This window comes from Pseudomonas sp. SWI36, assembly GCF_002948105.1.
GTDB lineage: Bacteria > Pseudomonadota > Gammaproteobacteria > Pseudomonadales > Pseudomonadaceae > Aquipseudomonas > Aquipseudomonas alloputida.
The window spans coordinates 4,796,980-4,818,790 of sequence record NZ_CP026675.1; the positions used below are offsets into that span (position 1 = coordinate 4,796,980).

At 52.4% G+C, this 21,811-nt stretch carries 20 protein-coding genes and 1 pseudogene; 13 read left to right on the forward strand and 8 right to left on the reverse strand.

Annotation, left to right across the window (positions count from 1 at the left end):
- The first annotated feature begins 8 nt into the window (after positions 1-8).
- From C4Q27_RS22970 to C4Q27_RS22990, 5 genes are all read left to right on the forward strand, one after another.
- Positions 9-203 carry a ferredoxin gene (locus tag C4Q27_RS22970; protein WP_103469107.1) on the forward strand — a complete coding sequence of 65 codons (195 nt, stop codon included), beginning with the start codon at positions 9-11 and terminating at the stop codon, positions 201-203.
- A gap of 147 nt (positions 204-350) precedes the next feature.
- On the forward strand, positions 351-1,088 hold the full coding sequence (locus tag C4Q27_RS22975) for a gamma-glutamyl-gamma-aminobutyrate hydrolase family protein (RefSeq protein ID WP_158664648.1): 738 nt from the start codon (positions 351-353) through the stop codon (positions 1,086-1,088).
- A gap of 69 nt (positions 1,089-1,157) precedes the next feature.
- Positions 1,158-2,609: an APC family permease gene (locus tag C4Q27_RS22980; protein ID WP_103469105.1), complete on the forward strand. Its 1,452-nt coding sequence runs from the start codon at positions 1,158-1,160 to the stop codon at positions 2,607-2,609.
- Between the two features lie 69 nt (positions 2,610-2,678).
- A complete protein-coding gene (locus tag C4Q27_RS22985) occupies positions 2,679-4,193 on the forward strand; it encodes an aldehyde dehydrogenase (RefSeq protein ID WP_104887397.1) in 1,515 nt (504 codons plus the stop codon).
- Between the two features lie 10 nt (positions 4,194-4,203).
- A complete protein-coding gene (locus C4Q27_RS22990) occupies positions 4,204-4,659 on the forward strand; it encodes an Lrp/AsnC family transcriptional regulator (protein ID WP_103469103.1) in 456 nt (151 codons plus the stop codon).
- A gap of 2,012 nt (positions 4,660-6,671) precedes the next feature.
- Here the strand turns inward: C4Q27_RS22990 and C4Q27_RS23000 are convergent.
- The 3 genes from C4Q27_RS23000 to C4Q27_RS23010 form a co-directional block, all read right to left on the reverse strand.
- On the reverse strand, positions 6,672-7,907 hold the full coding sequence (locus C4Q27_RS23000) for an OprD family outer membrane porin (protein WP_232099755.1): 1,236 nt from the start codon (positions 7,905-7,907) through the stop codon (positions 6,672-6,674).
- Positions 7,908-8,166: 259 nt separating this feature from the next.
- Positions 8,167-8,847, reverse strand: coding sequence for a type 1 glutamine amidotransferase (locus C4Q27_RS23005; protein ID WP_103469100.1), 681 nt, complete (start codon positions 8,845-8,847; stop codon positions 8,167-8,169).
- Entirely contained in the window at positions 8,829-10,127 is a 1,299-nt protein-coding gene (locus C4Q27_RS23010) for an MFS transporter (protein WP_103469099.1), read from the reverse strand. Before C4Q27_RS23010 ends, C4Q27_RS23005 begins: the two co-directional genes overlap by 19 nt.
- A gap of 76 nt (positions 10,128-10,203) precedes the next feature.
- Here C4Q27_RS23010 and C4Q27_RS23015 point away from each other — a divergent pair, with 76 nt between their 5' ends.
- From C4Q27_RS23015 to C4Q27_RS23045, 7 genes are all read left to right on the forward strand, one after another.
- Entirely contained in the window at positions 10,204-11,220 is a 1,017-nt protein-coding gene (locus C4Q27_RS23015) for an IS30 family transposase (protein ID WP_008435491.1), read from the forward strand.
- A 43-nt stretch (positions 11,221-11,263) separates the two neighbouring features.
- The gene (locus C4Q27_RS30095) at positions 11,264-11,389 is read left to right on the forward strand and encodes a Rid family hydrolase (RefSeq protein ID WP_104882137.1); all 126 of its coding nucleotides are present in this window, start codon (positions 11,264-11,266) and stop codon (positions 11,387-11,389) included.
- A gap of 55 nt (positions 11,390-11,444) precedes the next feature.
- Positions 11,445-12,740: an FAD-binding oxidoreductase gene (locus C4Q27_RS23025; RefSeq protein ID WP_104882138.1), complete on the forward strand. Its 1,296-nt coding sequence runs from the start codon at positions 11,445-11,447 to the stop codon at positions 12,738-12,740.
- Positions 12,741-12,798: 58 nt separating this feature from the next.
- Positions 12,799-13,206 (forward strand): RidA family protein, encoded by a 408-nt coding sequence (locus C4Q27_RS23030; RefSeq protein WP_218277891.1) that lies wholly within the window; start codon positions 12,799-12,801, stop codon positions 13,204-13,206.
- An 18-nt stretch (positions 13,207-13,224) separates the two neighbouring features.
- Complete coding sequence (locus tag C4Q27_RS29860) at positions 13,225-13,551, forward strand: pyridoxal-phosphate dependent enzyme (RefSeq protein WP_256600136.1); 327 nt, start codon at positions 13,225-13,227, stop codon at positions 13,549-13,551.
- Entirely contained in the window at positions 13,461-14,489 is a 1,029-nt protein-coding gene (locus C4Q27_RS23040) for an IS30 family transposase (protein WP_039615380.1), read from the forward strand. Before C4Q27_RS29860 ends, C4Q27_RS23040 begins: the two co-directional genes overlap by 91 nt.
- A 389-nt stretch (positions 14,490-14,878) precedes the next feature.
- On the forward strand, positions 14,879-15,778 hold the full coding sequence (locus C4Q27_RS23045; protein ID WP_103469098.1) for a LysR substrate-binding domain-containing protein: 900 nt from the start codon (positions 14,879-14,881) through the stop codon (positions 15,776-15,778).
- A gap of 520 nt (positions 15,779-16,298) precedes the next feature.
- Here C4Q27_RS23045 and C4Q27_RS29865 read toward each other — a convergent pair.
- The 5 genes and pseudogenes from C4Q27_RS29865 to C4Q27_RS23065 all read right to left on the reverse strand — a co-directional run bounded on the left by C4Q27_RS29865 (position 16,299) and on the right by C4Q27_RS23065 (position 20,949).
- On the reverse strand, positions 16,299-17,261 hold the full coding sequence (locus C4Q27_RS29865; protein WP_371919377.1) for a tyrosine-type recombinase/integrase: 963 nt from the start codon (positions 17,259-17,261) through the stop codon (positions 16,299-16,301).
- A complete protein-coding gene (locus tag C4Q27_RS29870; protein WP_232099756.1) occupies positions 17,165-17,494 on the reverse strand; it encodes an Arm DNA-binding domain-containing protein in 330 nt (109 codons plus the stop codon). Before C4Q27_RS29870 ends, C4Q27_RS29865 begins: the two co-directional genes overlap by 97 nt.
- Before the next feature lie 369 nt (positions 17,495-17,863).
- Positions 17,864-18,055, reverse strand: a pseudogene (locus tag C4Q27_RS29875) (integrase); the annotation flags it as partial.
- Between the two features lie 51 nt (positions 18,056-18,106).
- On the reverse strand, positions 18,107-19,501 hold the full coding sequence (locus C4Q27_RS23060) for a site-specific integrase (protein WP_103469097.1): 1,395 nt from the start codon (positions 19,499-19,501) through the stop codon (positions 18,107-18,109).
- A gap of 521 nt (positions 19,502-20,022) precedes the next feature.
- The gene (locus tag C4Q27_RS23065; protein ID WP_104887398.1) at positions 20,023-20,949 is read right to left on the reverse strand and encodes a LysR family transcriptional regulator; all 927 of its coding nucleotides are present in this window, start codon (positions 20,947-20,949) and stop codon (positions 20,023-20,025) included.
- Positions 20,950-21,062: 113 nt separating this feature from the next.
- Here C4Q27_RS23065 and C4Q27_RS23070 point away from each other — a divergent pair, with 113 nt between their 5' ends.
- Positions 21,063-21,794 (forward strand): SDR family NAD(P)-dependent oxidoreductase, encoded by a 732-nt coding sequence (locus C4Q27_RS23070; protein WP_014591532.1) that lies wholly within the window; start codon positions 21,063-21,065, stop codon positions 21,792-21,794.
- Positions 21,795-21,811: the final 17 nt, after the last annotated feature.

The following is a 21,811-nucleotide window of genomic DNA, read 5'->3' on the forward strand; positions in this document are numbered from 1 at the left end:
GGTTAACTATGAAAGTTCAAGTTGATGAAGCTCGCTGCCAAGGTCATGCACGTTGTGTTTATTTTGCTCCGGAAGTATTTGAAATCGATGACGAGGGTTATGCAAAAGTAAAGCCTGGTTTTGAAGATGTCCCGTCAGAGCTACAGGATAGCGTAAAGAAAGCCTGCGCTAACTGTCCCGAATTGGCCATCAAAATTTCCTGACAGTGAGGGGCAGGGTTCGTGGTGATTATCCGAGTTTTGATTTGTGACGGTAATACCAGGGAAGATAGGGCGTCGTTCACTGAGTACACCGGGTGTACCCCAAGCGAGCATATAGCTGGGCTGCTCTTGGCTATGGACAATGACATAGTGATCGAAATCGTATTTCCGGCGGACCCTGATCCTGTGCGAACGCTCCCTTTGCATTTGTACGACGGCATACTCTTCACCGGATCAAATTCACACATTTATGATGGGCAGCCGAGTACTGCCAGGCAGTTGGATTTTGCGCGTAAAGCTTTCGCGTCCGGCGTACCGCTTTTCGGTATTTGTTGGGGGTTACAACTCGCCGCTGCAGCTGCTGGAGGCCGGGTGGGTCCTAACCGGGCAGACTATGGGATATGTGAGACGCCATTCGCTGCTGGTATCCAGCTCACGGATGCCGGAACGAAACACCCAATGCATAAGAGCCGTAACCTGCGATTCGATGAGTTTTCCTTTCATTCCGATGAGGTGATTGAGTTGCCTCAAGGTGCAGTTGTTACGGCTCGAAATGGAAAGTTCATACAAGCTGCTGAAATCAAGTTCGATAAGTCGATATTCTGGGGTGTTCAATACCATCCTGAACTTTTGGGAAGGGACCAAGCTGGATACCTTCGTGAAAGCGCAAAGTCGCTAGTTGCAGATGGGACGTTCGATAGTCTTAAAAATGTTGAGGAAATTGCAGCATTAATTGAAGGCTATAATCATGAATTAGATTCTCCTCGCTTGAATCAGCTTTGCTGCGGAGTTGACATGACACTGTTTGAGTACCGGCCGCTTGAATTAATAAACTGGCTGCAGCACCTTGTGATTCCTCGGGCCGCGAGCGACCGCGCTATTGGGTAAGGATGCCTCAACTCACAATTCCGTAAATGTGTGAAGAATGTTACGTATATCGTTAACGGAGAATAAGAAATGACTTCACCAAATGTTGAGCGCTCTGAAGATCCCGGAAATAAACAGCTGAAAGGGAACTTGGGGCCTATCGGAATCGCAATGATGGTGGTTGCCACTGCAGCACCACTAACGGTAATGGCTGGTATAAGTCCTCTCGTTATTAGTTTTGGTAATGGTATTGCGGCTCCGGTTGATGCCTTAACAGTTGGTTTTGTCATGCTGCTGTTTTCGGTTGGATTCGTTGCGATGTCTAAATACATCGACAATGCAGGAGCTTTTTATGCTTACATTCTGAAAGGAATGGGGCGAGTATTTGGCTTGGGTGCAGCTTCTCTGGCTGTATTTTCATATACACTCGTTTTGATAGCGCTTGAAGCCTATCTGGGGATCGTACTTAGCAATACATTTTCATCGTTGACTGATATGCATGTTCCATGGTGGGTCTTCACTGTAATGGTCATCGGTTTTGTTGGGTTTCTTGGCTATAGGAATGTGGAGCTCAGTGCCAAAGTTCTTGGTGTGGCTTTGGTGTTGGAGATTTTAGTTATTATGTTTGTCGATTTGTCCGTAATTATTAATACGGCACACGGTGGTTTTTCGATCGAGCCATTTTCTGTGTCTGAGGTACTGTCCGGATCACCTGGCCTTGGCTTGCTATTTACAATTTTCGGATTCATTGGGTTTGAGTCAACAGTTGTTTATAGAGAGGAGGCGGTTGATCCAGAGCGCTCTATTCCGAAAGCAACCTATATCGCTGTGGGGTTTATCTCATTGCTCTATTGCGTCTCCTTTTACTGTGTTGTAACGGGTATTGGTCTGGATAAAGTAGTTGATGTGGCGACGCATAATCCTGAAGGCATGTATCTTGATTTGGTGTCCACTTACTTAGGTCATGTCGCAAAGGACGCAGCTCAACTCCTCCTGATTACAAGTCTTTTTGCCGTCGTGATATCAATTCATAACATCGTAGCGCGCTACAAGTACGTGTTGGGCTCTTGTGGTGTTCTTATGGCACAGTTAGCTAGGGTCCATGATGTGCATTGCTCTCCATATGTTGCCTCGGCTGTTCAAACTATCGTGTCAATTATTCTGATTGCAGCGGCAGTTTTACTCGGTCTTGACCCAGCAACCGAAGTCTATGCTACTGGCGCCGCAGCTGGCACGCTCGGTTATATGATGATCGTTGTGTTGGCTTGCTTGTCGGTAATTCTGTATTTCGCACGGCACCAGGGCTTGGGAAGCGCTTGGAAAACAAAATTTGCGCCAGGTCTCGCATTTGTGGCGCTTAGCGGCTTTCTTTATATAGCCCTGATGAACTTGTCAGCCCTCACAGGTTCGGAAGGGAGCTTGGTAAACACACTGATTATTGTAGCCCTGGCAGTTGCGTTTCTTATAGGAAGTCTTGGTGGGATAGTTATGAAAATAAAGGCACCGAAACGGTTTGATGCGATTTTGGATGCTATGCGTTGACTTGTGCCTGCGCCACCGTTAGCCACGGCTTCGGTGGCGTATCCAGCTCCTCTCCATTAAGGGAAAACCATGGACGCACTTGCTAGGCATCCGATTTATGCACAGTATTGGCATGATAAGGCGCGACAGCAGCCGTATGAAGGTCGTTGTTTCATAAATGGTAGGTTTGTTGAAGCCCTTGACGGAGGGGTTTTCGATTGTTACTCACCTATTGATGGGCGGTTTTTGGCCCGTATCGCGTCAGGGAAATCTGCGGACGTAGATCTTGCAGTTGCAAGCGCTAGAACTGCATTTGAAGACAGGCGATGGGCCGGAATGCCTCTCATCATGCGTAAACAGATTTTAAACAAACTGGCGAATCTGGTGCTTGCCCGCAAAGACGAGCTAGCCCTTTTAGAAACCATGGATATGGGAAAACCAATTTCTTCTTCATGGAACGTTGATATCCCCGCCGTCGCGCAGTGCTTCCAATGGTACGCAGAAGCCATAGACAAACTCTACGAGGACATCGCACCTACCTCAGATGGACACTTGGGAATGATTACGAGGGAGCCTCTAGGCGTTGTCGGGGCCATTGTGCCCTGGAATTACCCTTTACTTACGGCTGCTTGGAAAGTCGCTCCAGCATTAGCAATGGGAAATTCGGTAATCCTTAAGCCTGCTGAACAGTCACCACTGACAGCCATTCGATTGGCTCAATTAGCGATTGAAGCCGGGGTTCCTAAAGGGGTCTTGAATGTGGTGCCGGGGTTAGGGCGTACTGCGGGAAAAGCTCTAGCCTTGCATAATGATGTTGACGGAATACTCTTTACAGGATCTACGGCAACTGGCCGTTTGTTGATGGAGTATACCGCCAGAAGTAATCTTAAGAAAGTTAGCTTGGAGTTGGGTGGAAAGAGTCCATCAATTATTCTTTCGTCGTACTCGGATATCGAGAAGGCGGCTTCAATAGTTGCAGAAAGGATGTTCAGCAATCAGGTGCAAACTTGCATCGCACCCTCAAGATTGATCGTGGAGCGTTCTGTACATTCGCGAGTTGTTGATGCAGTGATGAAGGTTGCCGAAATGATGCAGCCAGCGGACCCGCTGTCACCTGCCACTCGTGTAGGAGCAGTGGTTGATGCTCGCCACGCTGATCGAGTGATGGGTTACATAGAACGGGCTGTTACAAGTGGTGCTCAACTTATCACAGGGGGGCAGCGTGCATTTGTGGAAACTGGCGGATCTTATATTGTGCCAACGATTTTTGACAATGTATCGAACGACATGGAGATAGTTAGGGAGGAAGTTTTTGGGCCTGTCTTATCAATAATAACTGTAGACAGTGCCACTGAAGCGGTCGCTGTCGCCAATGATACGTCCTATGGTCTCGGGGCAGGAGTTTGGTGTGATAAGCTTTCTGAAGCTCATCAGATTGCAAAAAAATTGCGGGCTGGAGTTGTATATGTTAACTGCTACAATACATGCGATTTAACGACGCCTTTTGGCGGTATAAAACAGTCAGGGCATGGTCGAGATAAATCTATGCGTGCTTTTGATGAGTGCACTTCAGTTAAGACGACTCTAATGGATATTAAAAATTGAGCAGCTGTCAATGAGTAATTCACCTGCTGCTGTCGACTCCATTGATCGGCTAATCATAAAGGCTCTGTCTGTTGATAGTAATGTTAAGCTCAAAGCGCTTTCCAAAATTGTTGGGTTATCATCACATGCGTGTAAGAATAGAGTAAGTAGGCTTTTGACTAATGGTGTGGTTAGGAGGTTTTCACTGGATGTTTCTATTGCGGCACTGGGGTTCGGTGTTGAAGCCATCTTACGAATCCGTCCAGAAGCAGGTGAGAGGGAAAATGTTTATAATATGCTAGTGCAGATGAAGAATGTTACGCATTTTGATACAGTTGGCGGTGACTATCCGTTCCATTGTCGTGCGTGCGCAGCCAGCTTGGAAGAGTTGGATAATAGACTTGATAGTATTAAAAAATATGCCTACGTAAATGTTGATGTGGTGATTACTTCGCCATTCAGTTCGCGTATCCAAGGGCTTTTATAGTGGTGATTAGTTGCGTAGGCTGGGAATTGTTCTTGGCTCAGTCGCATTCATAGTCGATTTATTTAGACAGCCCTCGTTTGCTACGATGTGGTTCCGATGCTTTTCGATTTTTCTTAATTTGTAAGATCGGTATGGGAATTGATACCGCCAAGAGATATAAATCGAGTCGATTGCGACTGCGGTCGTAATGGCGCTACCAAGAGTTCTCCTCCATCGTAGACAGGTCAGGACTGCTTCATTGAGATCGTGTCGAGTCTTTTCAAACAGGCGATCGAGATCTCGGTCTCCATCTCGTGTTTCAAATAGTTTGCGGAGTTGTTCTGCGTCGTTCAGTTTCCTGGGAGCCCAGCCACCGTACGAACTGTGATTCCGCACATTGAGTTGTCTCAAACTTGGTGCTGCCTTACAGCTATCGACCGATTACTAGGCGATGCCTGACCATGAGCGACAATCTTCCAGAATACATAGTATGCCTATTTTCTGAACTGTCTCCCTTATTTATGCAATCAAAGGTTGGCTGTTTCTGGTGATAATGGCTATTGCTTCACCGGTAAGGGCAATCATGCTTTGTGTAGTTGCAATGGAGGGTATATGGCTTTTAGGGCTGTTGCCCTTCGATATATGGCAAGCCACTGGCCCGCTCTATCCAACGCTTTGGAGAAATCCCAGCCCATCGTTTCAAAGCATTAGTAAAGCTCGAACTCTCTGTATAGCCAAGAATCTCGACGTGTCTTGAGATACTCATTGGGGTTTTCTATGTAGTAACAAGCGAGCTTTTTGCGTACTGAGTCGAATAGGCTGGAGAAGGTATGCCCTTCATCTTTGAGTTGACGGGTCAATGTCCAGATCTTGAGCCCTAAGCGGTTCGTCACCTGCTCGATGCGTGGCACTTCAGTATGGATGAACTCTACGATTTCGAATCGGACTCATACGTCCACGGTAAAGAGCACCGAGTTGGATAGTCGCAACACACTGAAGCTTTGTTCAGCGATGAGAAGGACCTGGGGATCCGAAGCGTTCAAAATCAAGGCGTTGGAGTTCTGTTAAAATCGAACTTCGGTATGAAAAGCTTTCTGATAATCGTGCCCGCACTCTGGTCGGCCATGGTGAAGTGCACATCTAGCGGTGACCAGTGCTCGCCTAAAGCCCTTCGCATGATATTGAACACGTTGCCCAAAGTCATTCGCAGATCGCTGCCACCTTATCGAGAGCGGTACACACATACGCTAACGGCTGGTTTCGGTTGAATGCAACACCTAAGCGACTAAGCCGAGCCTCGGCGATGATCGAGTTGTCCATCGGCGGGGCATCGATCATGGTCAACCTCAGATCCAGCAGCTATGCCCACGTTATCCGGGGTGAGACGCATCGTTGCGTTTTGGCTCGCTACCGCACCGATGGAAGTACGTGCCAGCACCGAGGCAGCATAAGTTCGGCTGATTGCTGCGTTTGTGTGTTCAAATCGCACAGCGTTTCTCCGCTCACTACGTTCTGAGCGAGCCGAATGAAAGTCCTGAGGCGTGAAGGAATGGGTGTTCGGCTTGCGACCCTGCGCGTAAACCAAGGTAAGTTCCATTGACCAGGCATTGGGCATTTGCCGCTACAGAAGCAGAACTGAAGGCGGTTAAACCACCTGTCACGCCAGTTGAGTCTTACCAGCAGCCCGCGTGTGTCTCAATCGCCGCAGCTTCCCCGCACGGTAGCTCGCAACTAACCGAGAATCGCCTAATGCGCTCGCGATAGCCAAGTCCAGCGCATCGGCGAAGACATCTTTGAGAAGCTGAACTAGAAGCTGCATATGGTAACCATCGAGCAACACGAGCGTGGCGATTGGGCCTGCCGTCATTGCGAAACGCTGATCGAGGCACCACTGCGGGCTCGAGTGTTTTAGGTGAGCGCCACGGCAAGTCATGGCCGAACGCTTACGACTCATTAGCCTAAATCATATGCAGCCTTAGAAAAGCAGGTTTGGCCTGGCTTTTTGATGCGGCCCGGCCAAACCTGTAGGGAGGTTAGAAAATCTTGATGGGGATCGTGGTTACTAGGCGGAATTCGTCGTAGCTGCCATCAATCTGTCCCGGGGAGCCACGGTGGTTGTAAACAATCGTCTTGAAATTCCATGCCTGCAATGGCCCTGATTGCACCACGTAAGATAAGAGTAAGCCGTTCTCATCATGGGTGGCGCCGTCAAGGCCTCTGACGTTGTAACCTGTGGCATGTCCATTTCGATCGCCATTGTAATGCGTTCCGTCGATGTCCCAACCCTTAGCATGCCAGAGGGTCAGAGCCAGGCCAGGTACGCCAAACACGGCGAAATCTAAGTCGTATCGAAGCTGCCAAGATTTTTCGTTGGGGCCGTTGTAATCCGAAAACAGGGCGTTAGCGAGGTAGTTGCTGGTCGACTCGAACACGTAATCGAAATATTCGTCGCCCATCACCTGCTGCCAAGCGAGCGTCAGGCTATGGCCAGCATGGCTTCCTGTGACGGCCAAGCTATATGCGTCATTCTTTATGTACCCGAGCCGCATCTCGCCTTGGTCTTGGGTGTGGTAGTAGCTGAAGGCAGTCTTGAGGGAATAACCTTCGTTGGAGACGAGCTTGTGGGTGATGCCGAGATAACCTTGATCCCACATATTCTCAAACCTGGAGCCAAATAAGCTGACGTCAAGGTTCGGGTAAACTCGGGCTGTTGCTCCAAGGTAATTCAGGCGATCACCCTTGATCGCCCTGTTGCCATAATATGAGGCAAGGTCTTCGGATCTGCTGCCCGTACGCAGAATCGCTTTATCGAAGCTGCCTGCCTGTATCTTCAACCAATCCCATTCGTTACTCGAAATAGCAGTGCCTTGAAAGCTGGATGGAAGGGCGCGGTTGTCTTTTGGGCGTAGCATGGGATTGTCGACCATCATCCGGCCCACTTTGATCTCCGTTTTCGAGGCTTTGAATTTTACGTCCGCAACAGCTAGGCGGCTCCACGTCGGAATCGCATCGCCGTCGCTATCCACGAGAACTCGGTCGGCACCGTTAGCAATCGCGCCATGACCCCGCTCGAGGGTTACTGCACTGAACATGCTGGCATCCAAACCAAATCCTATCTTCCCAAGTGTATATCCAGAAGAATAATTCAGCATCGCTGCCTGGACCCAGGTCGTTCGATCACGGGTGGTCTCGGCACCCCACGGTTTCTTTACACTAAGCAGCGTGGTACCCGATGTACGTTGAACTGCGTAAAAATTACGAAGGTTCAACGAGAGTCTTGACCCTTCCAAGAAACCCTCACTGTCAGCACTCGGTGCAGCGAGTGCAACTTGAACAAATGGTGCGCACAGTGAAAATATTGTGAGTAGAGAATATCGAGATGGCATGTTTCAAGCCCTATATCCTGCTTTTTATGATGTTGGGCGAACGTAGGCTAGCTGGTCGTGTAAGATGGTCACCTTACTATTCGCCCAAGGATGGTTTTTGGCAGAGCTGAAGTTGTCGTTACTGGGTATTTAAGAGGGTTGATTAGGCGTTAACGAGATTGTCTAGAACTCTGAACATGAATTGACGAGCGACTATGATTTTCATCAGTTCCTCAGAGTCCTTTTCGGACATTTTATTGTGTTCGCCAGTTGGTAATGCTGTTGACTTATGTTTCCAGAGATATTCCATCGTCTCCGGTAGCATTTCTGGGTGGGCTTGGAATCCCAGAACCTGGTCATTCCACGAGAAAATCTGGTTGCGACATGCCTCTGTTGAACCAAGCAGAATACATGTTTCCGGAAGGATGAAGGTATTCCGGTGAAAAAAATAAAGAGGTGTTTTATTAGCCACGCCTTTCAATAGCCTGCTCTGAGTTCCAGCGTCATTCAGCAAGACGGGCAACCAGCCTGATTCAGAGTGCGTATGAGGAACCAGCTTCCCTCCTAGTGCCTCAGCGAGTAGTTGTGAACCGAGGCAAATACCTAGGACTTTTTTGCCGGCTAGAATGGATTCCTTGATAAATTCGATCTCGTCCTGGAGCCAGGCCTCGCATTCCTCTGGGTTTCCTCCTAATACCACCAATAGGTCAAAGCTAGATAGTTTGGGCCAAATGATTTGTTCGTGCAAGTTTGTGCCAGTTAAAGTGTGGCTTCGCTCACGCGCCCAATACTCGATGTTGCCGATGCCAGCTCTTGGCATATGAGCTAGGAAATGGACTCGCATTTGATGCCTCCCAATCGTTTGTTTTTTTTGAGCGCTAACAGCATGATGGTGCTTGCCACTAGAAAACCACACAAAATGGAAAGCCCAAGTTGGTTGCTGCCGCTTATTTTAGACAAATAACCCATGAGGTATGGGCCGGCGAATCCACCTAGACCACCGCATGAGTTGATAATGGCTATTCCGGCTGCAGAACTTTTTCTCGGTAGTAACTGGCTAGGAATAGACCAGAATGGCCCGTTGAATGCAAAAACTCCAACGATCGCAACGATCAGTGCTCCCAACATGCTTACGGTACTTGTAAGTTGCCCGCTGATCATCGCTGCGTAAGCCAAGATCACTAACAGCAATGGGGCCGCCGCATGTGCGTAGCGCTCACTTTTGCGATCGGAACGTCTCGCCCACGCGTTCATAAATACGCCGCCCACGATGTAGGGTATTGCAGAGATCAAGCCTACCTGAGTTGCCGAAGCTGTACCTGATAGTTGCTTAACTATTTGTGGTAGAAAGTACATCAATCCAAGCGTTCCGCTGATGTAAAAAAAGTACAGGGCCGACAGATACCAGACAGTAGGGTGGGTGAAAGCACTATGATCCTGCTCGTGCATCGTAGCCGATCCACCGGCATTGACTTCCAACAATAATGCCTGCTTTTCGTCTTCAGTCAGCCAGTGCGCCTTCGGCGGGCTATCTGTCAAGTAGAAGTAGGTAATTGGTGCAAGAACGACAGCTGCAGCACCTTCAATGATGAACATCCAGCGCCAGCCTTCCAGGCTAAGGCCCGTAACATTGTCAATCAACCAACCTGAAATTGGGCCGCCGATGATATAAGCCACAGGAATCGCAGACATAAACATAGCCACGTTCTTTGCCATGCTCTTCTTTGGGAACCATGAGGCCATGTAGTAAATCAGACCTGGAAATAATCCTGCTTCAGCGAGTCCCAGCAAAAATCTTAAAATATGAAGCTGAGTTGCATTTTGAACGAAACCAGTCAAAATGACCACAACTCCCCAACTCATTAGAATGCGCGCGATCCATATTTTGGCGCCGAATTTAGCGAGTAAGATGTTGCTGGGTACCTCAAAGATAAAGTATCCGATGAAAAATATGCCCGCTGCGAGTCCGTAAATACTTGCATCAAAACCCAGCGATGCATTCATCTCCAGTGCAGCAAAGCTAATGTTCGCACGATCAATATAGGCAACTACATAAAGTAAAAGTAGATACGGTATCAGTCGTAGCGTAACCTTCTGGAGTGCTGTGTCGACTGTTGACGTCATGGCCTGGATCTCCTTCTAAAACAGGGCGGCGGCAAAAACTGAGTGCAACACCTGACCTTTCCGGTAGGGTGTTGCCATGTCTTATCACGAACTCAGCGTTGAAGAACGCTCCGATATCCAGGTCAGTCTGCTGCGTGGCATGAGCCAGCGCGCCATTGCCCGAATGCTCAACCGCAGCCCCTCAACGATCAGTCGCGAGATCCGTCGCAATCGTGATGCCCGGGGTGAGTACACCACCCAGCATGCCCAACAAGCCATGCGCGATCGTCGATTGCCCTGCCGGCCCCGGCAAAAGCTGGTGCCCGGCAACGAATTGTTCGAGCTGGTCGCCCACCTGCTGCGACAGCGCTTTTCTCCCGAGCAGATTGCCGGCAAGCTGCGAACCATGAAATCCCCAAGCTTCGAAGACGCCTACGTCTGCCGCGAGACGATCTACAACGCGATCTATGCCCTGCCGGTCGGCGAACTGCGCAAGGAGCTGATCATCTGCCTGCGGCAAGGCAAAACCTCCCGCCGTCCGCGTTCTGGCGGCGTAGATCGCCGTGGCCAGATCCCGGACATGGTCAGCATCCATGTGCGTCCGCCGGAGATCGAGGATCGCGTGATGCCGGGACATTGGGAGGGCGACTTGATCAAGGGCAAAGCCAACGCATCGGCCGTGGGTACGCTAGTCGAACGCACCAGCGGCTACCTGATGCTGGTGAAGATGCAAGACGCGACGGCGACCTCGGCCGTGGAAGGCTTCAGTTCGGCGCTGAACCATATGCCGCTGGCGGCCCGCAAGAGCATGACCTACGACCAAGGGCGGGAGATGGCGCGTCACGCGGAAATCACCCAGAAGACCGGGGTGGCAATTTACTTCTGCGACCCGCACAGCCCCTGGCAGCGCGGCAGCAATGAGAACATCAACGGACTGATCCGCCAGTACCTGCCCAAGGGCACGGATCTGTCGGTGTGCAGCCAAGAGCAGTTGGATGCGATTGCCTACGAGTTGAACATCCGACCGCGTAAGCGCTTCGGTTTCAAGTGCCCCATCGAGGTCATGACCGAGCTGATGGCCAAGCATCACGAGGCTCCCGCCTCAATCCAGTAACTGTGTTGCACTCAGCTCCTGCAACCGCCATAATAAAGCCGAAATGAACGAGGTTTGGACGTCTTGGCTCAATGCGGAAACCCTACCGGCTCGAGCTACCATCGGCGTGTCTGATTTGGGTGACAATATTCTCGTTGAAGTCGTTGTAACTGCAGCTAAGTGCCAATAATGAATTCCACCCCATTCTAACTGCAGCGCTTCGCACTGCCGTTGAGAGAGCAATCATGAGTTCGACCGATAAGCATGTTGGAGTCATCGGAGCGGGAGTCGTCGGTGTTTGCACTGCGTTGATGCTTCAGCGTCGTGGTTTCAAAGTCACGATAATTGATCCAGATCCGCCAGGTGAAGGCGCGTCGTTCGGTAACGCTGGCTGCTTCAATGGATCATCTGTTGTTCCCATGTCTATGCCCGGGATGATTAAAAATGTCCCAAGCTGGCTCCTAGATCCGATGGGCCCACTTGCCGTTCGTTTCAACTACTTGCCAAATATAACACCTTGGCTTGTCAGATTTCTGCTCGCGGGTAAGCGCGCTAAAGTTTGGGAACAGTCCCAGGCGCTTAGAAGCCTCATCGGTTCTACCGTTCCTTTGATTAAGTCGTTGGCGAAAGAGGCGGGTGCTGAGCATCTTCTGCGACACGAAGGGCACCTCTATGTGTATCGATCCGAATCGGCCTTTGTCAAAGATCGCGGTGGTTGGGAGCTCAGGAACGCCAACGGAATATCAACTCAGACTTTGAGTGCCGAAGAGCTACGTGAGTTTGATCCAAGCATTTCCAGCGCTTATACCAAAGGCGTCCTTATTGCGGAAAACTCGCACACGACAAATCCACATGAGCTAGTAACTTCAATTTTTCGAAAAGTTCTAGAAAATGGCGGTCAATTTCTGTCCGCTCGTGCGACTGGCTTTGCTCTAAACGGGGAACAGTTAATAGGAATTGAAACCACCTCTGGCGTGGTGTCAGTTGACGCTGCGGTAGTCGCAGCCGGTGCACACTCCAAACCGCTCACTGAAATCCTGGGGGATAACATTCCGCTTGATACTGAGCGCGGTTACCATCTTCTCATTCGTGATCCTCTTGTGGTGCCCAAAATACCTACCACGGACGCCGAGGGAAAATTCATTGCTACACCAATGGATACCGGTTTGCGGATCGGGGGAACTGTGGAGTTTGCAGGGCTGCAGGCCCCACCCAATTGGAAGCGTGCGGACGTGCTGTATATGCATGCGCGAAATCTTTTTCCAGGGCTTTCTTCGACTAGACCGGAAAAAAATATTACCAAGTGGATGGGGTTCCGTCCGAGCATCCCCGATTCATTACCGGTAATCGGTCATTCCCGACGTTGCCAAAATGTCATCTATGCGTTTGGCCATGGGCACTTAGGAATGACGGGAGCGCCGATGACAGCGATGTTGGTTTCTGACCTTGTGGCAGGCGAAAAGACAACAATTGATATCTCACCTTTCTCACCTGCTCGCTTCAATCTGTTTGGAAGGATTCAGTCCCACCAAATGTATTGAGTTCCTCGTCTGCTCCGAGTCGGTGAAAGGTTAACTGTTTACGAAACATGAGGCATTCATGACTGATATTACAATTGTTAATACGAATAGCGCGCCTCAGCCTTTGGGGCATTACAGTCAGGCGGTCAAGGGTGGGGGGTTAATTCATATATCTGGCCAACTCCCCATAAAAGTTGATGCCCAAGGTATCTATGAAGCAGCTCCTTTTGCGGAGCAGGTTGACCAAGTACTGGGCAATCTTCTTGCGATTCTAAATGCGGCAGGTGCTAGCCCAGATAATGTGCTGAAGGTAACGGCTTATATTGTTGGGGTGGATCAGTGGGGTGTTTTCAACGCTGCATTTTCGAGAGCGTTTGGAAGCGCGAAACCTGCCCGCTCTGTAGTGCCCGTTCCAGAATTACACCATGGCTTCCTCATCGAACTGGACGCCGTTGCAATTGATCCGTCAAACCATATTTACAAATAGTCAAAAGCGGTGGAAGAGATGATTATTCCGACGATTCAAGACATGCTTGAAGCACGGGAACGGATCGCCCCGTATGTGCATAAGACTCCAGTTCTCACATCACGCTTTATCAACGATCTGGTAGGCGCAGAGCTGTTTTTTAAGTGCGAGAATTTGCAAAAAGCGGGAGCCTTCAAAGCTCGCGGTGCCTCGAATGCAGGGCGGCCGCGAAAACTGAGTGCAACACCTGACCTTTCCGGTACCGTGCTGCCCCTATGTCCTATTCCGAACTCAGCGTTGAAGAACGCGCCACCATTCAAATCGGCCGTGCCCAAGGGTTCAGCCTACGCAAGATTGCTTGCTTGATCACCCGATCCCCTTCGACCATCAGTCGCGAGCTGCGCCGCAATCGAGATGCCTGTGGCAGCTACTCGGCCCGCGTGGCCCAGCAGCAGATGCAGGCCCGCCGCCAACGCTGTCGACCGAAACGAAAGCTGTTGCCGGGTAGCGAGCGCTTCAAGTTGGTGGCCCACATGCTGCGTAAGCGTTTGTCTCCCGAGCAGATTGCCGGCAAGCTGCGCAGCATGACCATACCCAACCTCAGAGACGCCTACGTCTGTCGTGAGACGATCTATAACGCGATCTATGCCTTGCCGGTCGGCGAGTTGCGCAAGGAGCTGATCGTCTGCCTGCGCCAAGGCAAGACGACGCGCCGGCCGCGCTCTGGTGGCGTGGATCGGCGCGGCCAGATCCCTGAAATGGTCAGCATTCATGTGCGCCCGCCAGAGATCGAAGACCGGCTGATGCCGGGGCATTGGGAGGGCGACCTGATCAAGGGTAAGGCCAACGCCTCGTCGGTAGGCACGTTGGTGGAGCGCACCAGTGGCTACCTGATGCTGGTGAAGATGAACGACGCAACGGCGACCTCGGCGATGGAGGGCTTCAGTGCAGCGCTTAATGGCATGCCGCTGGCGATGCGCAAGAGTATGACCTACGACCAGGGCCGGGAGATGGCGCGACATGCCGAGATCACCCAAAGAACCGGCGTGGCGATCTACTTCTGCGACCCGCACAGCCCCTGGCAGCGCGGCAGCAACGAAAACATCAACGGCCTGATTCGCCAGTACTTGCCCAAGGGGACTGACTTGTCGGTACACAGCCAAGAGCAATTGAATGCCATCGCCTTGGAACTGAATATGCGCCCCCGTAAACGCTTTGATTTCAAGTGCCCGATCGAAGTCATGGGCGAGGTGATGCAGGAAGCCTTGGTTATGCGGCATGATGCTCCAGCTTTAATTCAATAACCGTGTTGCACTCAGCTCCTGCAACCGCCCAGGTATTTCGTGAGTGATGAATGGCAGATATTATTATTGAGCCCACAGTTGAATTCTACAAGTTTGTAGTCAGGCTGCAGTGCGCTTGAACGTTTTCTGGAAGTTTTCCTCGTTACGTATGCCGTTTGTCGCTCAGCGACGGTCCGTTAGCCAAGGCCTCATCTGAGCAGATGGCGCTGCCAGTGCCTCTTGACGTCGACGTGGAAGGGAATAGCCTTATTGTTGCTATAATGCCTAATATGATTAGATCCTCTATGAGAGTTCGTACGCTGGTTTCGAGTATCGTGAACTTGAGTTAATCCGAAAAGCAGAATAAACTTCGCTTAGGTATTAAAAAAACTAACACCGGAGGTCCGGGCTTGAATATTGACCGTCTGCCCCCCCTGAACGCAGTCCGTGCATTTGAGGCCGCCGCTCGCTTGGGCAGTTACGTTGCAGCTTCCCAAGCCCTGCACGTTACGCAGCCTGCCATCGGTAGGCATGTGAAAATTTTGGAGGATTGGCTGGGTGTTCGACTTTTTGATCGAACACCAAGAGGCGTGATCTTGACTGCCGCCGGAGCGGACTATTACCAAGCTGCATCGCAGGCGCTTCAGATCTTGGTAGAGGCGGGAGCCCGTCAATCGCAAAGAGCTGAGGAGCGCTGGCTGCGAATCCTTTGCGCTCCGGCGTTCGCCTCACGTTGGTTGACTCCTCGCATTGGTGAACTACGAGAGTTACGACCGGGGCTGAAAGTCGCTATTGAGCCAAATTCCTCCTTTACCTCAGTGGAGCATCGGCAGGCCGATTTGGGAATTGCTTATGGGTTACCGAGCAACCTTTCAGGCATACGAAAAGTTTTGATTCGTCCAGAGGCATTTGCGGTCTGTTCGCCTGGGTATCTCGCTAACCTGCCTAAACGACCCACGCTTGCTGAGCTGCCAAGCTGTCAGCTGATACACGTTGATGACGGAACGTGCTGGAATGCTTGGTTCGCTGCTCAGGGCCTCAAAATCCGCGTCAAAGCTGACGCTTCGCATATCAGCAACGAGCTGGTACTCCACCAGGCTGAGCGTGGTTACGGTGTCGCATTGGCGACAGAGGTGCTTGTCAGTGACGAGTTAAAGGATGGCACCTTGGTGCAGTGTGTAGAGCAGTCTGCTTTCATGGAGGCGTATTATCTTTTAACTCCATCACAACAGCTGAGCATTGATGCGGAGTGGTTTATGGAGTGGTTGACTAGAGCCCTTAGCGAGGCGTTTCCCAGAGCCGTGGTCTAGTGTCTTCGAAAGCTAATTTGCGGTCATGCTGGATTCTTCCTCCCGCCTTCGGCCGGCTTCTCTCTTGAAATTTAAGTCGTGAAGTCACGTCGGCGGCGAGTGTTGAAGGCTGTCCAACATCTTCGCCTTCACGCTGCGCGCATACGTCGAATGTCTAGGGCCTTGTCCAGGCATGGACTCTATATCATGGTCCTGTTTTTCCCAGCGCCAGGCCGTGAACGATTGTGCTGTCATCAGTTGAGGCCGAGCCAGTAATTGAAATCCTTGGAAAGAAGTCCAGAATCAAGGCTATTCCTTTTTAAGGGAACGTAGAAACCCCTTTATTTCAACGGCCCGCATGCCAGATGCGAGTCATATCATATCCTAGAATCCATCTTGGAGATTACCATTCAATGCTCAGGTTGATATGAAGTCTCACAGTGAAGAACCTGCCCGTGTGTCCTTCAATCCCTATGTCTATTCAGCACGCCGCCTAATCGTAACGCTGCTTCAATTTGTACCGGTCTTGGCTAACGCCCTTTCATTTAGCGTTGTCGAGAAAGTCTGCCCACTGCTGCATTAGCCCTATGCGCTTAGTGAACAAATCACCTCGGCGGTAAGCCGCTTCGACGCGATTTTCTACTGCATGAGCAAGCGCCATCTCGGCGACTTCGCGAGGCGCACTAGTGCATTCGGCGCACCAGTCGCGGAAGCTGGAGCGAAAGCCATGCACGGTAAAATGCCCGAAGCCCATCCGGCGCATCTGCATGAGGCCAATCATGTTTGACACCGGCTGCCCACGCTTGTGGTGCTCGAAAACAAAGGATCGTATTGGGTGTTGCATGGATTTAAGCAATGCAACAGCCTGAGGGGGGAGCGGTACTCGGTGAGCAACGCCGGCTTTCATTCGATCCTCAGGTATGGCCCAGACGCCGGCATCCAGATCGAACTCGTCCCAGCGTGCGTTCAATGCTTCGCTAGTACGCACGGCGGTAAGGATGATGAACTCCAGCACGCGCGGGCCGATTCCGGGCAAAGTGCGCACCTGTTGGACAAATGCGGGCACTTCTGCCCAAGGCATCGCCGGGTGATGGTGATGTTTGCTGAGACTCCTTCCGGATGGCAGCAGTTTCTCCAAATGACCGCGCCAGCGGGCTGGATTCTCGCCGCGGCGCAGCTCTTTGGCCTTGGCGTAGTCGAGGACCAGCTCGAGCCGATTGCGCACCCTGCGAGCAGTTTCAGGCACTCTGGTCCAGATAGGCTTCAACACATTCAAAACACCTTCGACGTCAACGCTGTCGACGGGGGTGTCGCCAATGAATGGGAAAGCGTAAGAGGTCAGGGTGTTGGTCCACTGTTGCGCGTGTTTGGCATTTTTCCAGCCAGCCCGATGGGTTGCAATGAAGTCTAGGGCGCAAGTGCGGAAAGTGTTCTCCAGCCCTTTCTCTTGAGCAACCCGGGCAGCTCTTCGACTTCCTGGTGTGTTTCGGCTTTCCGTACCAATGGATCGATGCCATCGCGGATCAATGCCCTGTGGGTGTCGGCGCGCGAGCGGGCCTCCTTTAATCCATAGCGAGGATAGGGGCCCAAGCCGATTTCCTTACGCTTGCCCGCGAGTTGGTAACGCAAAACCCATGCTTTTCCGGATTTACGGATGACCAGGCGAAGGCCGTCACCATCGTCGTACTTGCCGAAGTCGGTAAGGGTTTCAACCTGTTTCGCGGTGAGCTTGGGCATGGCGGAAGCCTCCAAACTTCAAATCTGGTCCCCCATTTGGTCCCCCACTCACAGCCTGGATGTGGAAGGAACACAGCGGAATAGGACAGAACGTACCAAGCTCTAAAATACGCCCAAGTAGCTGCTCTAGAGCGTCCGCACGTCACTCAGTGGATACCGGTGGTCGGGAGTGGAAAACTGCTGATAATGACTACGCTACATTCGAACTGATTTCCATATAATATTGATTTTTAACCAAAAAATCTTGACACATCGAACTATCCTGTTGAGTTCGAATCCCGGACCCTCCGCCAAACTCGGTTAGCGTGTTACGGGAAAGAAAGAAGGCAGAGACGTAACAGTTGGGGCTTCAAGCCAGGGGGCGCCAGATTAATCTGCAAGCGCTCGCTTAGTGTTGTTCCGAAGCTGATCTAAGCAGTTTGCCCACAGTTGCGCGGCTTTCCGGCCACTCAAGAGCTGAGCGCGTGCGTAAGCTGCTCCCAGCGCACCTCGCTTCCGATGCGATAGCGGCAGCTCCAGCACAATAGGATCGATGCCAAAATGCTCATGAGACATCTGCCTTGACGAGCTGGGCTTCAACGTTCAGTTACCCACCCCCGGCTCATTTCTTTCCTAGGCCAGTATTGTTTCTAGTCTGTCTCCAAGGAGGCGCCATGCTTCAGTTTTTTCCTTGGCATAATCATGGTGGAGGTAGTGCCTGCGTACTTTGGAGCCTGCGAGCAGGTGATTTTGGCAACGATCAATAATCTCTAGAGTGACGCCAAGTTCTTGCATCATGGTCGCCCCGGTACGGCGAAGGTCGTGTGGGGTCCATTCACCCTTTGTGCCGTTGTTCAGCACTAGCGAATCGTCATGGTGACGACCTGACAATGGTTTGCTGCGCTTCTTGAACCGGCACTGCCGATCACCAATCAGTTTACTCACGGTCTTGGTATCAACATGGCATTCACCGTGTTTGCTGGGGAAGCAGAAAGGGCTACTTCCAGTTTCTTCCTGCAAGCGTTTGAACTGTGCCAAAGCAAATTGTGATAGAAATACATGGTGATCCTGGCGCTTGCCTTTACGTCCTTTTGTGGCCTGTGCTGGGATGAACCAAGTGCCTTTCTCCAGGTCCACATTTTTCCATTCAGCTTTGAGTAGCTCACCTATCCGGCAGAGGGTGCTTAGGCAGATCCATACTGCGCACTGCACGCGAGAGTTAACAGGACGGATGCCGGAGTATTTCCGGCCGACGGGTAGGGTGTCATAGTCATGCTCCAGGCGAGCAAAGACGCCTTGTAGTTCATGGATTTCGTCGGGAGAGAGCAGGCGGTCACGTTCTTCTTGATAGTCGTGGTCTAGCAGTGTCCGCACATCGATCAAGTCGATTGGGTTGCCGTCAATCATCAACGATCGCCACGGTTTGCGCTTTTCGGCCCAGCGCAGCATCTGTCCAATGTCGTTGTATAGGATAACCACAGTGCGGTTTAGACCACGCGTACGAACTGCGCGTAAAGAAGCTAACAAGTCTTTCTCTGTCAGGGCACGCAATGGTTTTTTGCCAATGACAGGCAGTACGTCTTTCTTGAAACTGCGCTGCAGCTCCGCGTTGTCATCCTGTCGGGAGACACCGTCGCGCAACCATTCGTCGAACAAGTCTGCAAAAGTCTTGTTTTCCGCTGCATGGCGTTCGGCCTCTGCAATGGTGGCGGAGATGCTTGCTTGGGCTTCAATTTTGGCGGCTTTCTTGGCAGATGTCGGGTCAATACCGTCAGATACTTGTTGACTTGCCCTTCTATGCTCAGATCGAATTTCAGATAGTGTTCTACTCTTGCTGCCATTTTTGGCCCAGGTGCCGCAAGCATAGTCTTTGTGTTTTCCATCCCATTTGAAACGGTAATAGAAGCTCACCGAGACGCCTTTCTGACGAGAGATAACTTTGCCTAGTAGGTTGCCATCGTCTCGGATGGTTTTTCCGTGATCCTCAGCAGTGAGCGATTCGAGCTCTCTGACGGTTATCTTGGCCATTGTCTACCCCTTGCAGGCGGAAGGATGCCCCAAAAAACCCCTACTTATACCCCTACCGTGGCAGTGGCTCTCTGTAGAAATCTCTGGACTGGGTTAGACCAAATATTAGTCTGAAAGCCCCATGGTTGCTAGCTTTCGGTAATTCTTTTGAATGCTACTGATTTCCGCTGAATGCTTATAATTAACTGAATGGGGTGCAAGGGGTCGAGTGTTCGAATCACTCCGTCCCGACCATATATTCAATGACTTAGGCCATTTCCGAAAGGAGTGGCCTTTTTCATGTGCGTGACTTTTGCGTCACTTCTCAGGGTTTTACGCCTGCCGGCACTGTGCTTGCAACAGCTCGACCCGTACCTGGGCGACCTAGCCCTTGCGCGTAGCAGCGTGAGGCCATCCATGCCACCGGCTCGGCCCGGTGCTGGGCCGACATGTGCTAAACCGCACATCGGCCCAAGGCCAACTACAGGCTGGCCCATCGGCGCCGCATCCACCATGGCACTGACACAGAGTGATACGTCCCCTCAGCTGCCAGCGGCCCAGTGGCGCCGCTTGTCCATGATGAAGTCGACGAAGGCTCGCAGGCGCAACGGCATGTGTCGGGCTTGGGGATATAGCAGGGTGAACGGCCGCGAGCGGCCCGCGAAGGGCCGCAGCACCTCGACCAGCGAGCCCTCGGCAAGCTCGCGCTCGACGATGAAGCGGTAGGTCTGGAACAGTCCCGCGCCGTGCTTGGCCAAGGTCACGCCACCGAGCACGTCGTCCGAGCAGACGTAGCCGCCCTCGGTGAGGACTTCCCGCTCGCGGCCCTCCTCGTCGAACAGCCAGGCGATGCGCCGACCGCTGCTGGGCAGTTCGAACTGGATGCAGTCATGCCGCGCCAGTTCTTCAAGGCTCTGCGGCTCGCCCGCGTGTTCCAAGTAATCTGGAGTGGCCACCACCACCAGCCGGGCGTCTTCCAGCGGCCGGGCGATCAGGGTCGAATCCGGCTGTGCACGCACGCGGATGGCCAGGTCGTAGCCCTCGCCGACAAAGTCGATGTTGCGGTTGCCCAGGTGGATGTCGACCTGCACCTTCGGGTAGCGCCGTCGAAACTCGGGCAGCAGCGGCAGGATGCGGTGGTGCCCGTAGGTCGTGGGCAGGCTGATGCGCAGTGTGCCCGAAGGCTCCTGCTGCTGCCCAGTCACCACCCGTTCGGCCTCCACCAGCTGGGTCAGCGCCTGACGACACTGTTCGTAGTAGCCTCGCCCGCCCTCGGTCAGGCGGATGCTGCGGGTGGTACGGACGAACAGTCTGGAGCCCAAGCGCTCTTCCAGGCGGCTGATCGAGCGACTGACCGCTGCCGGCGTCACGCCCGCAGCGAGAGCGGCCGCGGTGAAGCTGCCCAGCTCCGCCGCCAGACAGAACAACTCGATGCTGCCGAGTAGGACGTCGTCGAAATGCCGCTGCATTGATTACACCATGTATCAACTTAAGTTCTCGCTGCCATATTTATCCTTATCTGAAGCAAAAATATAGTCCTCCCAACGGCGCACTTCGGCGCCACCTGATTGGGAGAAACGACATGAGCAACAGCAAAACGGTAGTGATCACCGGCGCCTCCAGCGGCATCGGCTTCGGCCTGGCCAAGGCTTTCCTCGCCAGTGGCTTCAATGTGGTCGGCAATGCCCGCTCCGCCGGACGCCTCGCTGAGGCCAAGGCACAACTGGACAGCCCCGCCTTCATCGGCGTGGCCGGCGACATCGCCAAGCCTGAGACCGCCCGCCGCCTGATTCAGGCCAGCATCGATGCCTTCGGCCAGGTCGACGTGTTGGTCAACAACGCTGGCTTCTTCCTGCCCAAACCCTTCATCGAATACAGCCCGGAAGACATCCAAGGCATGCTGGAGACCAACCTCAAGGGCGTGGTCTACGCCTCCCAGGCCGCCGCCGCGCACATGATCGAGCGGCGCCAGGGTCACATCATCAACATCACCGCTGCCGTGGCGCTGCAACCCAACATCGCCGTGCCCGCCGCCCTGCCGGTGCTGATCAAGGGGGGCCTCAACCAGGTCACCCGCGCCCTGGCGCTGGAGCTGTCGTCGCACAACATCCAGGTTAACGCGGTGGCTCCCGGCATCATCGAGACGCCGATGCACGATCCGGCCAGCTTCGACTTCCTAAACGGCCTGCAACCGGCCGGACACATCGGCCGCGTCAGCGACATTGCCGACGCCGTGCTTTACCTGGCCAACGCCGGGTTCACCACGGGCGTGGTGTTGCCGGTCGACGGCGGTATGAGTGTCGGCAAATGGTAATAGGCTGAACGTAACGG